The sequence below is a fragment of the Microbacterium sp. CnD16-F genome, from assembly GCF_024124465.1.
GTDB lineage: Bacteria > Actinomycetota > Actinomycetes > Actinomycetales > Microbacteriaceae > Microbacterium > Microbacterium gawkjiense.
Window position 1 is genome coordinate 1 of record NZ_JAMXSA010000037.1, and the last position, 18,926, is coordinate 18,926.

The following is an 18,926-nucleotide window of genomic DNA, read 5'->3' on the forward strand; positions in this document are numbered from 1 at the left end:
GCTCCGCGGCGGGTGTGCTCGGCGGCGGCGGCGGTGGACGCGACGACGTCGCGCAGGGCGGCGGGACGGATGCCTCGGCACTGCCGGCGGCGTTGCAGGGCATCGTGTCGGCGCTGGAGAGCGCTGCCGCGTGAGCGGGTTCCGCCGCGGGGTGCGCCTCGGGATCGACGTCGGGCGCGCCCGTGTCGGCGTGGCGCGGTGCGATCCCGACGGTCTGCTCGCCGTTCCGGTCGAGACGGTGCCGCGTGCGGAGACCTCGGTCGCCCGCATCGTCGAGATCGCCCGTGAGTACGACGCGGTGGAGGTGCTGGTCGGTCTGCCGATCAGTCTCGGGGGAGCGGAGACCGCCTCGACGACCGACGCCCGCGAGTTCGCGATCGCTCTGGACGCAGCGCTGGAGGTGCCCGTGCGTCTCGTCGACGAGCGTCTGAGCACCGTGTCGGCCAACGCCGTCCTCCGGCAGAACGGGCGTTCGCAGAAGTCATCTCGTAGGATTGTCGACCAGATCGCCGCGGTCGTTCTCCTCCAGCAGGCGATCGACGTCGAGAAGAGCACCGGTAACCCGGCCGGTGCGGCGCTGTAGGAAGACGCAGGAGTCCACCGATGCCCGAGACGCCTTCGCGCGACGACCATTCCGGCGCCCCCGCGGACGAGACCGCGACCACCGGCGCACCCGTGTCCCGGCGCGCCGCGCGTCAGGCTCAGCAGGGCGCGAGCGGTTACGCACCGACGGGTGCTCCCGCCCCGACGCGGCCGCAGACGACGCCGCGCGCATCCGTCTCCTCGACGGCACCGATCGACGCCCTCTTCGAGGAGAAGGGGCTGGCCGCACCCTCCAGCTCCACGAAGCGACACGATCGTGACCGACGGAAGAGCCGCGTCGCCGCCTGGGGCGTCTTCGTGATCATCCTCGCGATCCTCGGCGGGCTCACCGCGGGAGGCTTCTACGTCTGGAACACCTACGAGGACCAGATCCGTGCGGTCATGGGGTGGGAGGAGCCGAAGGACTTCGACGCCGGACTCGCCGAGGGCGAGGCGAGTGTCACGATCGTCTCGGGTCAGACGGGCGCCGACATCTCTCAGACGCTCTTCGACGCCGGTGTCACCAAGACTTCGGACGCGTTCTACTCGTACCTGATCGACAGCGGCGAGGACCCGAACGTCCTGAAGCCCGGCGTCTACTCGCTGCAGCAGAAGATGACCTCGGAGGCGGCGTTCACGGCGCTCCTCGATCCCGCGAACAAGCAGGAGTACACGGCGCAGCTGCGCGAGGGGCTCACCGTCGCCCAGTCGGTGCCCCGTATCGCCGAGGGCATCGGTCTGCCCATCGAGGACGTCGAGGCCGCCGTGAAGGATCCGGCCGCCTACGGTGTCAAGGCGCAGAGCCTCGAGGGCTGGCTGTTCCCGGCGACCTACACCTTCGACCCCGACGTCACGGCGACGCAGGTGATCCAGGCGATGGTCGACCGGACGGTGACAGCCCTCGACGATGCCGGCGTCCCGGCCGACCAGCGGGAGCGCATCCTCACCGTCGCCTCGATCATCGAGAAGGAAGCCCGCTACGAGGACGACTTCTACAAGGTATCGCGCGTCATCGAGAATCGGCTTGACCCGTCGATCAGCGACACGAATGGCAAGCTGCAGATGGATTCGACCGCGCAGTACCCCTTCGCCGATCGGGAGGGTGGCACGAGCTCGCGCGCGGAGGAGCTCGAGGACGACAACCCGTGGAACACCTACGTCAACCCCGGCCTGCCGGTGACGCCCATCGCCAACCCCGGTGAACTCGCCATCAAGGCGGCGCTGGAGCCTGCCGAAGGGCCGTGGCAGTACTTCGTCACCGTCAACCTCGACACCGGCGAGACCGTGTTCTCCGCGACCTTCGCCGAGCACGAGAAGGCCGTCGCGCAGTACCAGAAGTGGTGCCGGGACAACCCCGACGGAGGCTGCTCCTGATGCCGGTCGCCCTGGAGGTCTGGGGCGATCCGATCGGGCACAGCCTGTCGCCGGCGATGCACACGGCCGCCTACGCGCTGCTGGGGTGGGACTGGACCTACGGTCGGCGGCGGGTCGACGAGGCCTCCTTTGCCGATGAGCTCGCCTCGCTCGGCCCCGAGCACCGCGGGCTCTCGCTCACGATGCCCCTCAAGCACGTCGCCTACGCCGCCGCCGGGCAACACGACGCCCGCGCGGCACTGACCGGCGCGGCGAACACGCTCGTCCGGTCCGGCTCCGGGTGGCATGCCTTCAACACGGATGCCGGGGGCATCGTCGCCGCGTTGGCGGAGGCCGGTGTCGTGGCCGCCGACCGGGCGCGCATCGTCGGTGCGGGGGCGACGGCATCCGCTGCGCTCGTCGCGCTGTCGGAGATCGGCGTGCGGCAGGTGTGGATCGCGGCACGCCGTCCCGCGGCGGCCGCCTCGCTGCGGGACCTGGGGGAGCGGCTCCGGCTCCGCGTCGACGCGGTGCCGCTCGACTCGACGACTCACGCGTCCGTGGACGTCACGATCGCGACGCTCCCCGGCGGCGTCTCGGTGGACGAGTCCGTCGCGGATCGTCTCGCCGCCGCCGGTGGCGCACTCCTCGACGTCGTCTACGGCCACTGGCCGACGGATCTGTCGCGGGCGTGGGACCGCATCGGCGCGCCCGCGCAGGGCGGGGCGGGGATGCTGCTGCATCAGGCCGTGCTGCAGATCCGCGCGTTCGCCTCGGGGGGCGTCGATCAGCCGCTGCCGCGCGAGGACGAGGTGGTGGCCGTCATGCGCCGCGCGCTCGTGGGAGACTAGAGCAATGCTCCGCGTGCTCACCGCCGGCGAATCCCACGGCCCCGAACTCGTCGCCATCATGGAGGGTCTGCCCTCCGGCGTGCCCGTCTCGCTCGACGCGATCCGCGCCGACCTCGCCCGCCGCAAGCTCGGCTACGGACGCGGGTCGCGGATGAAGTTCGAGGAGGACGAGCTGAACCTCTCCGGAGGCGTGCGGCACGGCCTCTCGCTGGGCAGCCCGATCGCCCTGCGCATCGGCAACACCGAGTGGCCGAAGTGGGTCGAGGTCATGAACCCCGAGCCGGTCGAGATGACCGAGCGCTCGCGCGGGCGCGGCGCCGCTCTGACGCGCCCCCGTCCCGGCCACGCCGACCTCGTCGGCATGCAGAAGTACGACTTCGACGAGGCCCGCCCCATCCTCGAGCGCGCCAGCGCCCGCGAGACCGCGGCGCGCGTCGCGCTCGGCGCGATCGCCCGCGGATTCCTCTCGGAGCTCGGCATCCGCCTCGTCAGCCACACCCTGTCGATCGGTCCCGTGCAGGTGCCCGAGGGCTCCGCGCTCCCCGGTCCGGACGACGTCGCGACGCTCGATGCCGATCCGCTGCGCTGCTTCGACCCGCAGACGTCCGAGCGCATGGTCGCGGAGGTGGATGCCGCCAAGAAGGACGGCGACACCCTCGGCGGCATCGTCGAGGTGCTCGCCTACGGACTGCCGCCGGGGCTCGGCTCGCACGTGCACTGGGATCGCCGCCTCGACGGCAAGCTCGCCCAGGCGCTCATGAGCATCCAGGCGATCAAGGGCGTCGAGGTCGGCGACGGGTTCGAGACCACGCGCCGCCGCGGATCCGCGGCCCACGACGAGCTCTTCGCGACGGCGGACGGCATCACCCGCGCGTCCGACCGCGCCGGCGGCACCGAGGGCGGTATGTCGACGGGCACCGTCCTGCGCGTCCGCGCGGGCATGAAGCCGATCGCGACGGTCCCGCACGCGCTGCGCACCGTCGACGTCGCCACCGGCGACACCGCAGCCGCGCACCACCAGCGCTCGGACGTCTGCGCGGTCCCCGCGGCCGGCGTCGTCGCCGAGGCGATGGTCGCGATCGTCCTGGCCGATGCCGTCCTCGAGAAGTTCGGCGGCGACAGCGTGCGCGAGACGCGGCGGAACCTCGAGACCTACCTCGCGGCGATCCCCGAGACGCTGAAGACGACCCCTGCGTCAGAGGCGGCGCTGCTCGCGCATGACCTCGCCTGAGCGCCAGGCGATCGTCCTCATCGGCCCCATGGGGGCCGGCAAGACGAGCGTCGGCAAGCGCGTCGCGAAGCGCTTGGGCCGCAGCTTCACCGACACCGACGCCGCGATCGTCCGTCAGCACGGCCCGATCGCCGACATCTTCGCGACGCACGGCGAGAGTCACTTCCGCGTGCTCGAGCGCGACGCCGTCGCGGCGGCACTCGAGACCGGGGGCGTCGTGTCGCTCGGCGGGGGCGCGGTGCTCGACGAGACCACCCGGGAGCGCCTGCAGGCGCACCGGGTCGCCCTCCTGACGGTCGCCCCGCGCGTCCTCGCGCGTCGGCTCGGCGAGGCGGCGACCCGGCCCCTGCTCACCGCGGGCGACGAGACCCCGATCGCCCGCTGGGAGCGGATCTACGCCGAGCGGCGTCCCGTCTACGAGGCGGTCGCCGATGCGACCTTCGACACCTCGTCGGGCCCGCTCGAGAACATCGTGACCGCCATCGCGGAGTGGGCAGCCCCCTCCGCCGACCCCTTCGGAGCACACGAATGAGCCACACCACCATCAGCGTCACGGGAGCGACGCCCTACGACATCCACGTCGGACGCGGGCTGCTCGCCGGTGTCCGCGAGCACCTCGCGCCCACGGTGAAGAAGGTGCTCGTCGTGCACACGCCGCGGCTCGGCGCGAAGGCCGCCGACCTGCGCGAGACGCTCCTCGCCGACGGCACCCTCGAGGTCCTGACCGCCGAGGTGCCCGATGCCGAGGACGGCAAGCGCATCGAGGTGGCCGCCTTCTGCTGGCAGGTCATGGGCCAGGCCGACTTCACCCGCTCAGACGCGGTCATCGGCTTCGGCGGCGGTGCGGTCACCGATCTCGCCGGGTTCGTCGCGGCATCCTGGCTGCGGGGCGTGCAGATCGTGCAGATCCCGACCACCGTCCTCGGCATGGTGGACGCCGCCGTCGGCGGCAAGACCGGGGTCAACACGGCCGAGGGGAAGAACCTCGTCGGCGCTTTCTGGGCGCCGAGGTCGGTGATCTGCGACCTCGACGTGCTCGACACCCTGCCCCGCAACGAGACCGTGGCGGGCTTCGCGGAAGTGGTCAAGGCGGGCTTCATCTGGTTCCCCGAGATCCTCGACATCGTCGAGCGCGACCCCGAGGCCGCGGTCGACCCGACGACGGCGGAGTTCCGCCGCTGCATCGAGCTCGCCATCGAGATGAAGGCGCGCGTCGTGAGCGAGGACTTCCGCGAGGCGGGCCTGCGCGAGATCCTCAACTACGGCCACACGCTCGGACACGCCATCGAGCACGCCGAGCGCTACCGCTGGCGTCACGGCGCCGCCATCTCGATCGGCATGATGTACGCCGCGGAGCTCTCGCGCCTCGCCGGCCGCCTCTCCGACGAGGACGTCGCCCGGCACCGCCGCATCTTCGATCTGCTCGGGCTGCCCGTGAGCTACCGCATGGACGGGTGGCAGCACCTGCTCGGCGTCATGCAGCGCGACAAGAAGGCCCGCGGCGGGATGCTGCGCTTCATCGTGCTCGACGCGATCGGCAAGCCGACGGTCATGCAGGCGCCCGACGAGTCGATCCTGTTCGCGGCGTACCAGGAGATCGCGGGGTGACGGATGCCGTCGTCCGGCGGGTGCGTTTGCAGGAGTGGCGGCAGGTCCGCGATCTCCGCCTCCGCGCGCTGCGGGACCCGGCGGCATCGATCGCCTTCCTCTCCACCGCCGAGGAGGCGCTCGGCCAGGCCGACGACTTCTGGCAGCAGCGCACCGCGGATGCCGCGATGGGCGAAGACGCCGCGCAGTTCGTCGCCGTCGCGGGGGAGCGGTGGGTGGGCTCGGTGACCGTGCTGCTGCGCGCGGCGGGCTCGACCGACACCCTCGGCCGGGCAGTCGACGCGCCCCAGGCCGACCTCGTCGGGGTCTTCGTCGACGCCGATCACCGCGGCCGCGGCATCCTCGACGCACTCGTGGAGGTGGCCGCGGCGTGGGCGGAGGAAGCGGGCGCAAACGGACTGACGCTCGACGTCCACACCGACAACGCGCGGGCGCAGACGGCCTACCGCCGGCTCGGGTTCACGCCGACGGGGCTCGGCGTCGACACCGCAGCGGGGTTCGAGATCCAGATGCACCGGGCCGCCCGATAGGGTGCTGACGTGTCGACCCGCCGCCTCCTGCTCGTCAACGGACCGAACCTGAACCTGCTCGGCATCCGCGAACCCGAGGTCTACGGCACCGAGACGCTCGCCGACGTCGAATCCCTGGTCGCAAGGACCGCGGCGGAGTCCGGCTACGAGGTGCGCGCCGTGCAGAGCAACCACGAAGGTGTGCTGATCGACGCGATCCACGCGGCACGCACCGACTGCGCCGGCATCGTCATCAACCCCGGGGGACTGACGCACACCTCCGTCGTCCTGCGCGACGCCCTCGCGGGTGTCGCCCTGCCCGTCGCCGAGGTGCACATCTCCGACGTGATGGCGCGCGAGGCGTTCCGCCACCACTCCTACGTCGCCGACGTCGCGGTGGTCCACGTCGTCGGTCGCGGGGTGGCGGGGTACGCCGAGGCGACCCGCGCGTTGCTCGCCCGGCTCGCGGACTGACCCGTTCCCGGGGCGGATGCCGCGGCATCCCGTAGAATCGATCGTCGGCCGCTCCGGCCCCCGAACTCATCGAACGGAAAACCGCACTCTCATGGCATCCACTGCAGACATCAAGAACGGCGTCGTCCTGTCCATCGACGGACAGCTCTGGAACGTCGTCGAGTTCCAGCACGTGAAGCCGGGCAAGGGCGGCGCCTTCGTCCGCACCAAGCTCAAGAACGTCGTCTCGGGCAAGGTCGTCGACCGCACCTACAACGCGGGCGCGAAGATCGAGATCGAGAACGTCGACCGCCGCGACTTCACCTACCTCTACAACGACGGTGACAGCTACGTCTTCATGGACGTGTCGGACTACGACCAGCTGAGCGTGTCCTCGACGGTCGTCGGTGACGCCGCGAACTACCTGCTCGAGAACCAGCAGGTCCAGATCGCGCTGAACAACGGCAACCCGCTGTACGTCGAGATGCCCGCGTCGGTCGTTCTCGAGATCACCTACACCGAGCCGGGCCTGCAGGGCGACCGTTCGTCGGCCGGCACGAAGCCCGCCACCCTCGAGACCGGCTACGAGATCCAGGTCCCGCTCTTCGTCGAGCAGGGCACGAAGGTCAAGGTCGACACGCGCACCGGGGACTACCTCGGCCGCGTGAGCTGACCCGTCGATGAGCGCACGCAGTAAGGCGCGCAAGCGCGCCCTCGACATCCTGTACCAGGCCGACATCCGCGGCGACGAGCTCGCCGTGACCCTCGCCGCTGAGGCGAAGCGCGCCGCGAGCGAGCCCGCCCGCGAGGCGTCGTGGCTCTACGCGCGCGAGATCGTCGACGGCGTCATCGACACGCAGAGCGAGATCGACGAGCAGATCGTCACCCACGCCCGCGATTGGAAGCTCGAGCGGATGCCGGCGGTCGACCGCGCGATCCTCCGCATCGGCGTGTGGGAGATCCTCCACAACGACGACGTGCCCACGGCCGTCGCGATCGATGAGGCCGTCGAGCTCGCGAAGGAGTTCTCGACCGACGACTCCGGCTCGTTCGTGCACGGCGTGCTCGCCCGCATCGCGCGGAGCTGACCCCCGGCCGCCGCCGGGCGGCGTCGCTGCGCTCGGGCGGAGATCCGTCTTCGCGAGGACGATTGCGGCGGCATCCGTCCGCGGGAACGCAGATCTCCGCCGGACGGAAGCCCGGTCAGGCGAGGTGGAGGCCCTGCGCCAGCGCCCGGAGGATCCGATCCTGGACGTCGGGCCACCGCTCCACGACGTCGGTGTACCCGACACGGATCACGGTGTAGCCGTGCAGGGCGAGGAGGGTGTCGTGCGCGTTGTCGGCATCGCGTTGTGCTCCGACGTGATGGCCTCCGTCGATCTGCAGCACGAGCCTGGCCCCGATGAGGAAGTCGACCCGGTGACCGTGCAGGTACACCTGGGGGTGGACGGTGGCCGGAATCCAGCGGAGACGGACCGAGACGAAGGTCTCGAGGCCGGAATCGAGGTGAGCACAGGCATCCTCGAGCACGCGCCGCGCGGCCGGACGGAGGGCGTAGCGTCGCATGACCGCCGCGGACACCAGGCCCTGCCGCAGCGCGGAGTCCCAGACGGCGAGCGCCTGTTCGAACGGCCGGCACTCCGCGACGATCGCGAGGACGTTCTCGATGGGGTCCTCCAGCGCGCCCGGCACGCGTGCGATCAGCGGCGCGCCCCAGTGGACGCGCGCGCCGCGAGCAGAAACGGCACCGGATGCCGGTGGCGCGCCCACGTGCGGCCGTGAGGAGCCGGCCAGCGTCCAGAGACCGAGCCGCCGCGCCTGCGTGACGCACGTCAGGACCACGCCCGCGCGTGCCGCGCTGTACAGGAGCGGATCGGCTCCCTGCTCGGCGACCCAGCCGCGGCGCGGTCGTTCCAGGCCCGCCGTGCCGATCCGATGTCGGGAGAACCCGGCATCCCGAAGGTCTGAGGTCCGCACCACGCCGCCGCGGTGCCGCACCCATTCGCGGATATCCATCCGTCGAGCGTGCCCCGATGGCCGCGTGCGATCACGCTCGCGGGCGTCGTTGTGGGCGAGTGATCCGTGCGCAGCGGGTGTGGAGGGACCCAGGGACCGGCCCTCGAGCGGAGATCGGCCTTCCAGCGGACGCGCGGGCCGCCATCCCTCCGCTCGAACGCAGATCTCAGCGTGCGGGGCGGAAGGCGGCGAGCTTCCCGACACCGCGCCCGGCGCGGTGCACGAGGATCCCCGCCCCGACGCCGAGGACGAGGAAGCAGGCGACGAAGCTCGTGCTCACGAGGACGAGCCCGACCTCGGAGTCCGAGCCGCCGATGGGCAGCACGTCGCCGAGGTCGCCGAGGGACATCCCGACGCCGAAGGCCACGCCGACGTAGGCGGGCAGACCGCAGACGAGCAGCGCGAGGTACGCGAGCGCGACCCACTCCGTCCGGAACACGGGGAACATGATCGCGGCGACGAGGACGGCCGCCGCCAGCGCGACCCCGACGAGCGGGAGGGCGACGGCGAGGGGCGTGAAGACGGGCTCACCGGCCGCCTCGGCGGCGACGGCGATCTGGCCGAGCGTCCGCCCCGGCACGGTCGACAGCGGTGTGAGGATCTGGGTGACGACGTACATCAGCTGCGCGTACAGAACGACGAGGACCGTCCCGGTCACCACGATGGTCGTGCGTACAGGTGCCATGTCTTCCCCCGGAGTCATCCTGGCATGCCGAGCGCACGCACCCCGTTAGACTGGTCGCACACAAGCAACCTTTAACACCGTCCTGTGAGGCGGAGAAGGGAGCGGCGGATGACTTCGCGCATCGTCTTGCACGACAGCGACATCGCCCGCGCACTCACGCGCATCTCTCACGAGATCCTCGAGTCGAACAAGGGCCCCGACGGGCTCGTGCTCCTCGGGATCCCCACCCGCGGCGTCACCCTCGCCGAGCGGATCGCGTCACTCATCGCCTCGTTCACCGGGGCCACCGTCCCGGTCGGCGCACTCGACGTGACCATGTATCGCGACGATCTGCACCGCAACCCGACCCGCACCCCGCGCCCGACGGAGATCCCCGCCGGCGGGATCGACGCCAAGACGGTCGTCCTGGTCGACGACGTGCTCTTCTCGGGGCGGTCCATTCGCGCGGCGCTCGACGCGCTGCAGGACATCGGCCGTCCCGCCGCCGTGCGGCTCGCGATCCTCGTCGACCGCGGTCACCGCGAACTGCCGATCCGGCCCGACTTCGTGGGCAAGAACCTGCCGAGCTCGCGCGACGAGCGCGTCAACGTCCGCCTCGCCGACGTCGACGGCGCCGAGGAGGTGACGATCGCGTCATGAGGCACCTGCTCGACACCCGTACGCTCGGCCGCGCCGCCGCCCTCCGCATCCTCGACGTCGCCGAGGACATGCGCGACACGCAGTCGCGCGAGATCAAGAAGCTCCCGACACTCCGCGGCAAGACGGTCGTGAACCTCTTCTTCGAGGACTCGACCCGCACCCGCATCTCCTTCGAGGCGGCGGCCAAGCGACTCTCCGCCGACGTCATCAACTTCTCCGCGAAGGGGTCGTCCGTCTCCAAGGGCGAGTCGCTCCAGGACACCGCCCAGACCCTGCAGGCGATGGGGGCCGACGCCGTCGTCATCCGCCACGGCGCCTCCGGTGCCCCCCACACGCTCGCGACGAGCGGATGGATCTCCGCCGGCGTCCTGAACGCGGGTGACGGGACCCACGAGCACCCGACGCAGGCGCTGCTCGACGCCTTCACGATCCGCAAGCGCTTCTTCGGCGACGACAGTCGGGGTCGCGACCTGTCGGGCCTGCACGTCGCGATCGTCGGCGACATCCTGCACTCACGCGTCGCCCGGTCGAACGTCTGGCTGCTCACGACCCTCGGGGCGCGCGTCACCCTCGTCGCGCCGCCGACCCTCGTCCCGCAGGACGTGACGGCGTGGCCGGTCACCGTCCTCTACGACCTCGATCAGGCCATCGCCGACGCCCCCGACGCGGTCATGATGCTCCGCATCCAGCTCGAGCGGATGAATGCCGCCTATTTCCCGACTGAGCGGGAGTATTCGCGGCGCTGGGGATTGGATGCCGCGCGGATGGCCGCCCTGCCGACCGATAGCATTGTCCTGCATCCCGGACCCATGAACCGGGGTCTGGAGATCTCCGCCGACGCCGCCGATTCGCCACGCTCGACCGTTCTCGAACAGGTCGCGAACGGGGTGTCGGTGCGCATGGCGGCGCTTTACCTGCTCCTGGCGGGGGAGCGACCCACCCACGACGCACAGGAGGAGGCCCGATGACCGAGACCACCCTCATCCGCGGAGCGCGGATCGACGGCGGCATCGCCGCCGACATCCTGATCCGGGACGGTGTCATCGCCGAGCTGGGTTCCGGACTCAGCGCCGCCGGGGCGCGGACGGTGGATGCCGACGGCCTGATCGCGCTGCCGGGACTCGTCGACCTGCACACCCACCTCCGCGAGCCCGGCTACGAGGCGTCCGAGACGATCCTCACCGGATCGCGGGCGGCTGCCGCGGGCGGCTACACGACCGTCTTCGCGATGCCGAACACCTCACCCGTCGCCGACACGGCCGGCGTCGTCGAACAGGAGCTCGCCCTCGGCGAGGCCGCGGGCTACGTCCACGTGCAGCCGATCGGCGCCGTCACGGTCGGGCAGAAGGGGGAGCGGCTCGCCGAGCTCGGCGCCATGGCGTCGTCGCGTGCCCGCGTCCGCGTCTTCAGCGACGACGGCTTCTGCGTCTACGACCCGCTCATCATGCGGCGCGCGCTGGAGTACGTGAAGTCCTTCGACGGCGTCGTCGCGCAGCACGCGCAGGACCCGCGGCTCACCGAGGGCGCGCAGATGAACGAGGGCACCGTCTCGGCGGAGCTCGGGCTGACCGGCTGGCCGGCGGTCGCCGAGGAGTCGATCATCGCCCGCGACGTGCTGCTGGCCGAGCACGTCGGATCGCGCCTGCACGTGTGCCACCTCTCCACCGCGGGATCGGTCGACCTCATCCGGTGGGCCAAGAAGCGCGGCATCCACGTGACCGCCGAGGTCACGCCCCACCACCTGCTGCTCACCGAGGAGCTCGTCCGCGGCTACGACCCGCGGTTCAAGGTGAACCCGCCGCTGCGGCGCGACGAGGACGTGATGGCCGTTCGCGAGGGTCTCGCCGACGGCACGATCGACATCGTCGCGACCGACCACGCGCCGCACCCCGCCGAGGCGAAGACGTGCGAGTGGCAGGCGGCGGCGAACGGCATGGTGGGGCTCGAATCGGCGCTCCGCGTCGTTCACGCCGCGATGATCGAGACCGGTCTGCTGGAGTGGGCCGACGTGGCGCGCGTCATGTCGACCGCTCCGGCCCGCATCGGCCGCCTCGCCGACGCCGGCACGCCGCTCGCGGTCGGCGCCCCGGCATCCCTCACCCTCTACGACGCGAACCCGGTCCGCGTGTTCGGCACCGACGACCTGCGGGGCCGGAGCGTCAACTCGCCCTACCTCGGGCGGGAGCTGCCGGGCGAGGTGCGTGCGACGTTCTTCCGCGGGCGACAGACCGTGGCGGACGGCGTCGTCGTCGACGAGGTCGCCCCGTGAGCCGCGAGGCCGCCGGCCTCATCATGGCGGCGGTCGCGGCGCTCCTGATCCTCGCGGGCCTCCTCGCGTGGCGACGACGATCCCGGCGGGATGCGGGCCTGACCGCTCCCGTCGGCGAGGCACCGGCCGGCGCCACGACGCGATTGCGGTCCGAGGGACTGTACGTCGCGACGACGCGCCACGACGAGCCGCTCGAGCGGCTCGCGATCCGCGGGCTCGCCTTCCGCTCGCGCGTCGACGTCACCGTCACCGACCGCGGCGTCGCGCTCGATCTGACCGGCCAGCCGCGCGTCTTCCTCGCGGCGGACCGCCTCGTCGACGCGGGACAGGCCACGGTCGCCATCGACCGGGTCGTCGAGCGCGACGGGCTCGTCCGCGTCGCGTGGACGACGCCCGAGGGCACTCTCGTCGACAGCTACCTCCGCCCGCAGGACACCTCGGCCCGCTCGCTCGCCGACGCGATCGCCGGGATCCTCCCCGCCACCCCCACTCCCACCTCCCCCCAGCAGACTCCCGGAAGCGACGCATGAGCATTCAGAGATTCCAGGCTCCCGAACCCGCCGTCCTCGTCCTCGAAGACGGTTCCCGCCACCCCGGTCACGCCTACGGCGCGCGCGGCACCACCCTCGGCGAGGTCGTCTTCGCCACCGCGATGACCGGTTACCAGGAGACGATCACCGACCCGTCCTACGCGGGTCAGATCGTCCTGCAGACCGCGCCCCACATCGGCAACACCGGCATGAACGGCGAGGACCACGAGTCGCGCCGCATCTGGGTGTCGGGCTACGTCCTCCGCGACCCGTCGCGCATCGTCTCGAACTGGCGCGCCGACCACTCGCTCGAGGACGCCCTCGTCCGCGACGGCATCGTCGGGATCAGCGGCGTCGACACCCGTGCGGTGACGCGTGTGCTCCGCTCCGCCGGCTCGATGCGCGGAGGCGTGTTCTCGGGGGATGCCGCATCCCTCACCGACGACGAGCAACTGCGCATCGTGCGCGAGGCGCCCGAGATGAGCGGGCAGAACCTGTCCGCCGACGTCTCGGTCGCCGCCGCCGAGGTGACCCCGGCGGTGGGCGAGAAGATCGGCAACCTCGCGATCCTCGACCTCGGCGTCAAGCAGGCCACCGTGAACAACCTCGCCGCCCGCGGATTCGAGGTGCACGTCCTCCCGCAGTCGATCACGTTCGCCGACATCCAGGCGATCGACCCGGTGGCGGTCTTCTACTCGAACGGCCCCGGCGACCCCGCGGCATCCGACCGTCACGTCGCGCTGCTGCGCGAGGTGCTGGATGCGCGCCTGCCCTTCTTCGGCATCTGCTTCGGCAACCAGCTGTTCGGCCGCGCTCTCGGGTTCGGCACGTACAAGCTGCCCTTCGGGCACCGCGGCATCAACCAGCCCGTCCTCGACAAGACGACCGGTCGCGTCGAGATCACGGCGCACAACCACGGGTTCGCCGTGGACGCGCCCATTGAGGGCGTCATCGACAGCCCGAACGGCTACGGCCGCGTCGAGGTGAGCCACGTCGGTCTCAACGACAACGTGGTGGAGGGCCTGCGCGCCCTCGACCTCCCGGCGTTCAGCGTGCAGTACCACCCCGAGGCCGCCGCCGGCCCGCACGACGCCAACTACCTCTTCGACCGCTTCCGCGACCTCGTGATCGCCACTCAGGAGACGACCCAGAATGCCTAAGCGCGACGACATCAACAGCGTCCTCGTCATCGGATCGGGCCCGATCGTCATCGGTCAGGCCTGCGAGTTCGACTACTCCGGCACCCAGGCGTGCCGGGTCCTCCGCGAGGAGGGCGTGCGCGTCATCCTGGTGAACTCGAACCCGGCCACGATCATGACCGACCCCGACTTCGCCGACGCGACCTACGTCGAGCCGATCACTCCCGAGGTTATCGAGACCATCATCGCCAAGGAGAAGCCCGACGCGATCCTCCCGACCCTCGGCGGCCAGACGGCGCTCAACGCCGCGATGGCGCTGCACGACCGCGGCATCCTCGAGAAATACGGCGTCGAGCTCATCGGCGCGAAGGTCGACGCGATCCGCAAGGGCGAGGACCGCCAGGTCTTCAAGGAGCTCGTCCTCGAGTCCGGCGCCGATGTCGCCCGCAGCGTCATCGCGCACACCATGGACGACCTGCTCGCCGGTGCCGCCGAGCTCGGGTACCCGCTCGTGGTCCGTCCCTCCTTCACGATGGGCGGGCTGGGCTCCGGCTTCGCGTACGACGAGGAGGACCTCCGCCGCATCGGCGGCGCGGGCCTGCGCGACTCTCCCACGACCGAGGTGCTCCTGGAAGAGTCGATCCTCGGATGGAAGGAGTACGAGCTCGAGCTCATGCGCGATACCGCCGACAACACGGTCGTCGTGTGCTCGATCGAGAACGTCGACCCGGTCGGCGTGCACACGGGCGACTCGATCACCGTGGCGCCGGCACTGACGCTGACCGACCGCGAGTACCAGAAGCTCCGCGACATCGGCATCGACATCATCCGCGCCGTCGGCGTCGACACCGGCGGCTGCAACATCCAGTTCGCCGTCGACCCGCAGACCGGCCGCATCATCGTCATCGAGATGAACCCGCGTGTCTCGCGCTCGTCGGCCCTCGCCTCGAAGGCAACCGGCTTCCCGATCGCCAAGCTCGCCGCGAAGCTCGCGATCGGCTACCGCCTCGACGAGGTGCCCAACGACATCACGAAGGCGACGCCGGCGAGCTTCGAGCCGACGCTCGACTACGTCGTCGTCAAGGTGCCCCGCTTCAACTTCGAGAAGTTCCCCGCCGCCGACACGACGCTGACGACCACCATGAAATCGGTGGGTGAGGCGATGGCGATCGGCCGCAACTACACGACGGCCCTGCAGAAGGCGCTGCGCTCCCTCGAGAAGCGCGGTTCGAGCTTCCACTGGGGCGCCGAGGAGCGCTCGGTGGAGGAGCTCCTCGAGATCGCGAAGACCCCGACCGACGGCCGGATCGTCGTGCTGCAACAGGCGCTCCGCAAGGGCGCGACGCTCGAGCAGGCGTTCGAGGCGACGGCAATCGACCCGTGGTTCCTCGACCAGATGATCCTCATCAACGAGGTGGCCGAGTACATCCGCGAGGCCGCCGACCTGACCGAGGATGTCCTGCGCCTCGCGAAGGACCACGGCTTCAGCGACGCCCAGATCGCGGAGATCCGCGGCATCGGCGAAGCGGAGGTGCGCGGCATCCGTCACGGCATCGGACTGCGCCCGGTCTACAAGACCGTCGACACGTGCGCGGGCGAGTTCCCGGCCCTCACGCCGTACCACTACTCCTCGTACGACCGCGAGACCGAGGTCACGCCGAGCGAGGGCCGCAAGGTCGTCATCATCGGCTCGGGCCCGAACCGCATCGGCCAGGGCGTCGAGTTCGACTACTCGTGCGTCCATGCGTCCTTCGCGCTGTCGGATGCCGGTTTCGAGACCATCATGGTCAACTGCAACCCCGAGACGGTCTCGACCGACTATGACACGAGCGACCGGCTCTACTTCGAGCCGCTCACGCTCGAGGACGTCCTCGAGGTCCTGCACGCCGAGGCGCAGTCGGGCGAGATCGTCGGCGTCGTCTGCCAGCTCGGCGGTCAGACCCCGCTCGGACTCGCGAAGGGGATCGAGGCCGCCGGCTACACGATCCTCGGCACGAAGCCCGCCGCGATCGACATCGCCGAGGAGCGCGAGCAGTTCTCGCAGCTGCTCGACCGGGCGGGACTCATGGCGCCGCGCCACGGCACGGCCACCGACGAGGCGGGCGCGATCGCGATCGCCGAGGAGATCGGTTACCCCGTCCTGGTGCGCCCGAGCTTCGTGCTCGGCGGACGCGGCATGGAGATCGTCTACGACACCGCGAGCCTGCGCGACTACTTCGTCCGCATCGCCGACCAGGCGATCATCCGCGAGGACGCGCCGCTGCTCGTGGACCGCTTCCTCGACGACGCCGTGGAGATCGACGTCGACGCGCTCTTCGACGGCGAGCAGCTCTACATCGGCGGCGTCATGGAGCACCTCGAGGAGGCCGGCATCCATTCCGGCGACTCGTCGTGCACCCTGCCGCCGATGTCGCTCGGACGCGGCGAGATCGACCGCGTGCGCACCGCGACCCACGCGATCGCCGAGGGCGTCGGGGTACGGGGCCTGCTGAACGTGCAGTTCGCGGTCTCGGCCGGCGTCCTGTACGTCATCGAGGCCAACCCGCGCGCATCGCGCACCGTGCCGTTCGTGTCCAAGGCCCTCGGCATCCCGATGGCCAAGGCCGCCAGCCGCATCATGGCGGGCGCGTCGATCGCCGAGCTCATCGCCGAAGGCCTCCTGCCCGAGCAGGACGGCTCGCGCGTTCCGCTCGACGCCCCCGTCGCGGTGAAGGAAGCCGTGCTGCCCTTCAAGCGGTTCCGCACCGCCGACGGTCGAACCGTCGACTCGGTGCTCGGCCCCGAGATGCGCTCGACGGGTGAGGTCATGGGCATCGACCGCGACTTCCCGACGGCGTTCGCGAAGAGCCAGGCGGCTGCGTACGGCGGGATGCCGACCTCGGGCACCGTGTTCCTGTCGGTCGCCGACGACGACAAGCGCGCCGTCATCCTGCCCGCCCACCGGTTGCAGGAACTCGGCTACACGCTCATCGCCACCGAGGGCACGGCCGAGATCCTCGCCCGCAACGGCATCCGGGTGGAGGTCGTCTCGAAGTATTCCGAGACGCAGGACTCCGGTGAGTCGAACGTCGTCGACCTCATCAACGCCGGCGAGATCGACATCGTCGTGAACACGCCCTCGGGCGGCATCGCCCGCGCCGACGGGTACGAGATCCGCGCCGCCGCCGTGGCCGCCGACAAGGCGCTGTTCACGACGATGGCCGTCCTCGGTGCCGCGGTATCGGCCATGCCGGTCCTCCGCGAGGGCTTCGCGGTTCGGAGCCTCCAGGAGTACGCCGCCGACCGGAAGGCGGCGGTGTGACCTCATTCGGTTCACGGCTGGCCGCGGCGGTCGACGCCCGAGGCCCGCTGTGCGTCGGGATCGACCCCCACGCGTCCCTCCTGGACGCGTGGGGGCTCCCGGCATCCGCTGCGGGTGTCCGCGAGTTCGGCCTGCGGGTGGTGGATGCCGCGCGCACCCGCGTCGGCGTTGTGAAGCCGCAGGTGGCGTTCTTCGAGCGCTACGGGTCGGCCGGGTTCGCCGCCCTCGAGGAGGTCATCGGCACGGCGCGCGCGGCGGGCCTCGTCGTGATCGCCGACGCCAAGCGCGGCGACATCGGCACGACGATGGACGGCTACGCCGAGGCGTGGCTCGCAGCCGGGTCCCCGTTGGAATCGGATGCCGTGACGGTCAGCCCATACCTCGGCCCGGACTCGCTGCGCGGCACGATCGCGACCGCCGTGCGTGCGGGCAAGGGCGTGTACGTCCTCGCCGCGACGAGCAACCCCGAGGCGGCCGGCCTCCAGTCCGCCGAGGTCACGGCGGTCGACGCGGAGCGCGGCCAGACGGTGGCTGACTGGGTCGCCCAGCGTGCCGGAGCCGCGAACGCCTCGGCGGTCGTCGGGGACGACAGGTTCGGGCCGGTGGGGTTCGTCGTCGGGGCTACAGTGGAACGCGCCGACCTCGGACTGTCGGATGCCTCGCTGCACCGCGCATCGATCCTTGCCCCGGGGTTCGGCGCGCAGGGTGCCCGCCTGCGCGACCTCACCGAGCGGTTCGGTCCGCTCGCCCGGCAGGTGCTCGCCAGTGCGAGCCGCAGCATCCTCGGCGCGGGTCCCGACGGGATCGGCGCGGCCATCGACACCCACAACTCCGAACTCCAGGACGCACGACATGCCTGACTCCCGCACCCCTCCCGAGGTCGACCGCGCCGCCGCATCGCGACGCGCAGTCGCGGCACGCCGCGAGCGTGCCGCGCTCAAGCGCGACGTCTCGACGCGCGTCATCAGCCCGCAGGACCTCCTGCGACGCGCGTGGGCCGAGCCCCAGTCCGCGGCGGCCGCCATGCGCGTGACCGAATTCCTGACCGCGATCCCCGCCATCGGCGAGGGCAAGCGCGACCGGATCCTGACCGACCTGCAGATCGCACCGGTGAAGAAGATCGGCGGTCTCGGCATCCGTCAGCGCCAGGTGCTGCAGGAGTACCTCGACCGCCGGCTGCCCGAGCCCCGCGCGCGCGCCGAGCGCAGTCGGCTGATCGTCCTGGCCGGCCCGACCGCGGTCGGCAAGGGCACCGTCGCCGCGCACATCAAGGAGCACCACCCCGAGATCCTGCTGTCGGTCTCGGCCACGACGCGGCCGCCCCGGCCGGGCGAGGTCGAGGGGGAGCACTACTTCTTCGTCGACGACGCGGAGTTCGACCGGATGGTGCGCGACGGCGAGCTCCTCGAGCACGCGACGGTCCACAACGCCTACCGGTACGGCACGCCGCGTCGTCCCATCGACGCCGCCCTCGCCGAAGGACGGACGGTGCTGCTCGAGATCGACCTGCAGGGTGCGCGTCAGGTGCGGGCCGCCGCGCCGGACGCGACGCTCGTCTTCCTTCTGCCGCCGAGCTGGGACGAGCTCGTGAACCGCCTCGTGGGGCGGGGCACCGAGGGCGAGGAGGAGCGGGCACGCCGCCTGAAGACCGCCCGGGTCGAGCTGGCCTCGCAGGGCGAGTTCGACTACCGCGTCGTGAACGACGACGTCGCCCGGGCTGCCGCCGAAGTGGCGGACCTCGCCCGCTGACGCCCGCTGGG

Annotated in this window: 21 protein-coding genes; 19 read left to right on the forward strand and 2 right to left on the reverse strand. The window is 71.3% G+C overall.

The annotated features are described in order from the left end of the window. The first annotated feature begins 14 nt into the window (after nt 1-14). The 11 genes from NH287_RS15455 (at nt 15) to nusB (ending at nt 7,675) form a co-directional block, all read left to right on the forward strand. Nucleotides 15-134, forward strand: coding sequence for a DHHA1 domain-containing protein (locus tag NH287_RS15455; RefSeq protein ID WP_374209382.1), 120 nt, complete (start codon nt 15-17; stop codon nt 132-134). Continuing rightward, complete coding sequence (gene ruvX, locus NH287_RS10450; RefSeq protein WP_253035562.1) at nt 131-583, forward strand: Holliday junction resolvase RuvX; 453 nt, start codon at nt 131-133, stop codon at nt 581-583. The genes NH287_RS15455 and ruvX overlap by 4 nt, the downstream gene beginning before the upstream one ends. A 20-nt stretch (nt 584-603) precedes the next feature. Beyond that, on the forward strand, nt 604-1,956 hold the full coding sequence (mltG, locus tag NH287_RS10455; RefSeq protein WP_253035563.1) for an endolytic transglycosylase MltG: 1,353 nt from the start codon (nt 604-606) through the stop codon (nt 1,954-1,956). Beyond that, nucleotides 1,956-2,786: a shikimate dehydrogenase gene (locus NH287_RS10460; RefSeq protein WP_253035564.1), complete on the forward strand. Its 831-nt coding sequence runs from the start codon at nt 1,956-1,958 to the stop codon at nt 2,784-2,786. Before mltG ends, NH287_RS10460 begins: the two co-directional genes overlap by 1 nt. 4 nt (nt 2,787-2,790) lie before the next feature. Beyond that, nucleotides 2,791-4,017, forward strand: a complete 1,227-nt coding sequence (aroC, locus tag NH287_RS10465) for a chorismate synthase (protein ID WP_253035565.1) — start codon at nt 2,791-2,793, stop codon at nt 4,015-4,017. After that, on the forward strand, nt 4,004-4,549 hold the full coding sequence (locus tag NH287_RS10470; RefSeq protein WP_253035566.1) for a shikimate kinase: 546 nt from the start codon (nt 4,004-4,006) through the stop codon (nt 4,547-4,549). The genes aroC and NH287_RS10470 overlap by 14 nt, the downstream gene beginning before the upstream one ends. Further along, entirely contained in the window at nt 4,546-5,625 is a 1,080-nt protein-coding gene (aroB, locus tag NH287_RS10475; RefSeq protein ID WP_253035567.1) for a 3-dehydroquinate synthase, read from the forward strand. The genes NH287_RS10470 and aroB overlap by 4 nt, the downstream gene beginning before the upstream one ends. After that, the gene (locus NH287_RS10480) at nt 5,622-6,155 is read left to right on the forward strand and encodes a GNAT family N-acetyltransferase (RefSeq protein WP_253035568.1); all 534 of its coding nucleotides are present in this window, start codon (nt 5,622-5,624) and stop codon (nt 6,153-6,155) included. The genes aroB and NH287_RS10480 overlap by 4 nt, the downstream gene beginning before the upstream one ends. A 9-nt stretch (nt 6,156-6,164) precedes the next feature. Further along, on the forward strand, nt 6,165-6,608 hold the full coding sequence (locus NH287_RS10485; protein WP_217531941.1) for a type II 3-dehydroquinate dehydratase: 444 nt from the start codon (nt 6,165-6,167) through the stop codon (nt 6,606-6,608). Between the two features lie 91 nt (nt 6,609-6,699). Continuing rightward, entirely contained in the window at nt 6,700-7,260 is a 561-nt protein-coding gene (gene efp / locus NH287_RS10490) for an elongation factor P (protein WP_217531939.1), read from the forward strand. Nucleotides 7,261-7,267: 7 nt separating this feature from the next. Then, a complete protein-coding gene (nusB, locus tag NH287_RS10495) occupies nt 7,268-7,675 on the forward strand; it encodes a transcription antitermination factor NusB (RefSeq protein ID WP_253035569.1) in 408 nt (135 codons plus the stop codon). Between the two features lie 115 nt (nt 7,676-7,790). On the opposite strand, the gene NH287_RS10500 is transcribed toward nusB, so the two are convergent. Continuing rightward, entirely contained in the window at nt 7,791-8,603 is an 813-nt protein-coding gene (locus tag NH287_RS10500) for an endonuclease domain-containing protein (protein WP_253035570.1), read from the reverse strand. A gap of 166 nt (nt 8,604-8,769) precedes the next feature. Continuing rightward, nucleotides 8,770-9,288 (reverse strand): hypothetical protein, encoded by a 519-nt coding sequence (locus NH287_RS10505; protein ID WP_253035571.1) that lies wholly within the window; start codon nt 9,286-9,288, stop codon nt 8,770-8,772. A 108-nt stretch (nt 9,289-9,396) separates the two neighbouring features. Here NH287_RS10505 and pyrR point away from each other — a divergent pair, with 108 nt between their 5' ends. The 8 genes from pyrR to gmk are packed head-to-tail and all read left to right on the forward strand — an operon-like array spanning nt 9,397 to nt 18,915. After that, entirely contained in the window at nt 9,397-9,927 is a 531-nt protein-coding gene (gene pyrR / locus NH287_RS10510; protein WP_217531933.1) for a bifunctional pyr operon transcriptional regulator/uracil phosphoribosyltransferase PyrR, read from the forward strand. Further along, nucleotides 9,924-10,895: an aspartate carbamoyltransferase catalytic subunit gene (locus tag NH287_RS10515; RefSeq protein ID WP_253035572.1), complete on the forward strand. Its 972-nt coding sequence runs from the start codon at nt 9,924-9,926 to the stop codon at nt 10,893-10,895. Before pyrR ends, NH287_RS10515 begins: the two co-directional genes overlap by 4 nt. After that, on the forward strand, nt 10,892-12,196 hold the full coding sequence (locus tag NH287_RS10520; protein ID WP_253035573.1) for a dihydroorotase: 1,305 nt from the start codon (nt 10,892-10,894) through the stop codon (nt 12,194-12,196). Before NH287_RS10515 ends, NH287_RS10520 begins: the two co-directional genes overlap by 4 nt. After that, nucleotides 12,193-12,726: a hypothetical protein gene (locus tag NH287_RS10525; protein ID WP_253035574.1), complete on the forward strand. Its 534-nt coding sequence runs from the start codon at nt 12,193-12,195 to the stop codon at nt 12,724-12,726. The genes NH287_RS10520 and NH287_RS10525 overlap by 4 nt, the downstream gene beginning before the upstream one ends. Further along, nucleotides 12,723-13,886, forward strand: a complete 1,164-nt coding sequence (gene carA, locus NH287_RS10530) for a glutamine-hydrolyzing carbamoyl-phosphate synthase small subunit (RefSeq protein ID WP_253035575.1) — start codon at nt 12,723-12,725, stop codon at nt 13,884-13,886. The genes NH287_RS10525 and carA overlap by 4 nt, the downstream gene beginning before the upstream one ends. Then, nucleotides 13,879-17,166: a carbamoyl-phosphate synthase large subunit gene (gene carB / locus NH287_RS10535; protein ID WP_253035576.1), complete on the forward strand. Its 3,288-nt coding sequence runs from the start codon at nt 13,879-13,881 to the stop codon at nt 17,164-17,166. The genes carA and carB overlap by 8 nt, the downstream gene beginning before the upstream one ends. Continuing rightward, entirely contained in the window at nt 17,163-18,026 is an 864-nt protein-coding gene (gene pyrF, locus NH287_RS10540) for an orotidine-5'-phosphate decarboxylase (protein WP_253035577.1), read from the forward strand. Before carB ends, pyrF begins: the two co-directional genes overlap by 4 nt. Further along, the gene (gmk, locus tag NH287_RS10545) at nt 18,019-18,915 is read left to right on the forward strand and encodes a guanylate kinase (RefSeq protein WP_253035578.1); all 897 of its coding nucleotides are present in this window, start codon (nt 18,019-18,021) and stop codon (nt 18,913-18,915) included. The genes pyrF and gmk overlap by 8 nt, the downstream gene beginning before the upstream one ends. Nucleotides 18,916-18,926: the final 11 nt, after the last annotated feature.

Bases quoted from the DNA above. Each gene is read 5' to 3' on its own strand.
- mltG (WP_253035563.1), top strand. From the start codon at position 604: ATGCCCGAGACGCCTTCGCGCGACGACCATTCCGGCGCCCCCGCGGAC.
- NH287_RS10460 (WP_253035564.1), top strand. From the start codon at position 1,956: ATGCCGGTCGCCCTGGAGGTCTGGGGCGATCCGATCGGGCACAGCCTG.
- aroC (WP_253035565.1), top strand. From the start codon at position 2,791: ATGCTCCGCGTGCTCACCGCCGGCGAATCCCACGGCCCCGAACTCGTC.
- NH287_RS10470 (WP_253035566.1), top strand. From the start codon at position 4,004: ATGACCTCGCCTGAGCGCCAGGCGATCGTCCTCATCGGCCCCATGGGG.
- aroB (WP_253035567.1), top strand. From the start codon at position 4,546: ATGAGCCACACCACCATCAGCGTCACGGGAGCGACGCCCTACGACATC.
- efp (WP_217531939.1), top strand. From the start codon at position 6,700: ATGGCATCCACTGCAGACATCAAGAACGGCGTCGTCCTGTCCATCGAC.
- nusB (WP_253035569.1), top strand. From the start codon at position 7,268: ATGAGCGCACGCAGTAAGGCGCGCAAGCGCGCCCTCGACATCCTGTAC.
- NH287_RS10500 (WP_253035570.1), bottom strand. From the start codon at position 8,603: ATGGATATCCGCGAATGGGTGCGGCACCGCGGCGGCGTGGTGCGGACC.
- NH287_RS10505 (WP_253035571.1), bottom strand. From the start codon at position 9,288: ATGGCACCTGTACGCACGACCATCGTGGTGACCGGGACGGTCCTCGTC.
- pyrR (WP_217531933.1), top strand. From the start codon at position 9,397: ATGACTTCGCGCATCGTCTTGCACGACAGCGACATCGCCCGCGCACTC.
- NH287_RS10515 (WP_253035572.1), top strand. From the start codon at position 9,924: ATGAGGCACCTGCTCGACACCCGTACGCTCGGCCGCGCCGCCGCCCTC.
- NH287_RS10520 (WP_253035573.1), top strand. From the start codon at position 10,892: ATGACCGAGACCACCCTCATCCGCGGAGCGCGGATCGACGGCGGCATC.
- carA (WP_253035575.1), top strand. From the start codon at position 12,723: ATGAGCATTCAGAGATTCCAGGCTCCCGAACCCGCCGTCCTCGTCCTC.
- carB (WP_253035576.1), top strand. From the start codon at position 13,879: ATGCCTAAGCGCGACGACATCAACAGCGTCCTCGTCATCGGATCGGGC.
- gmk (WP_253035578.1), top strand. From the start codon at position 18,019: ATGCCTGACTCCCGCACCCCTCCCGAGGTCGACCGCGCCGCCGCATCG.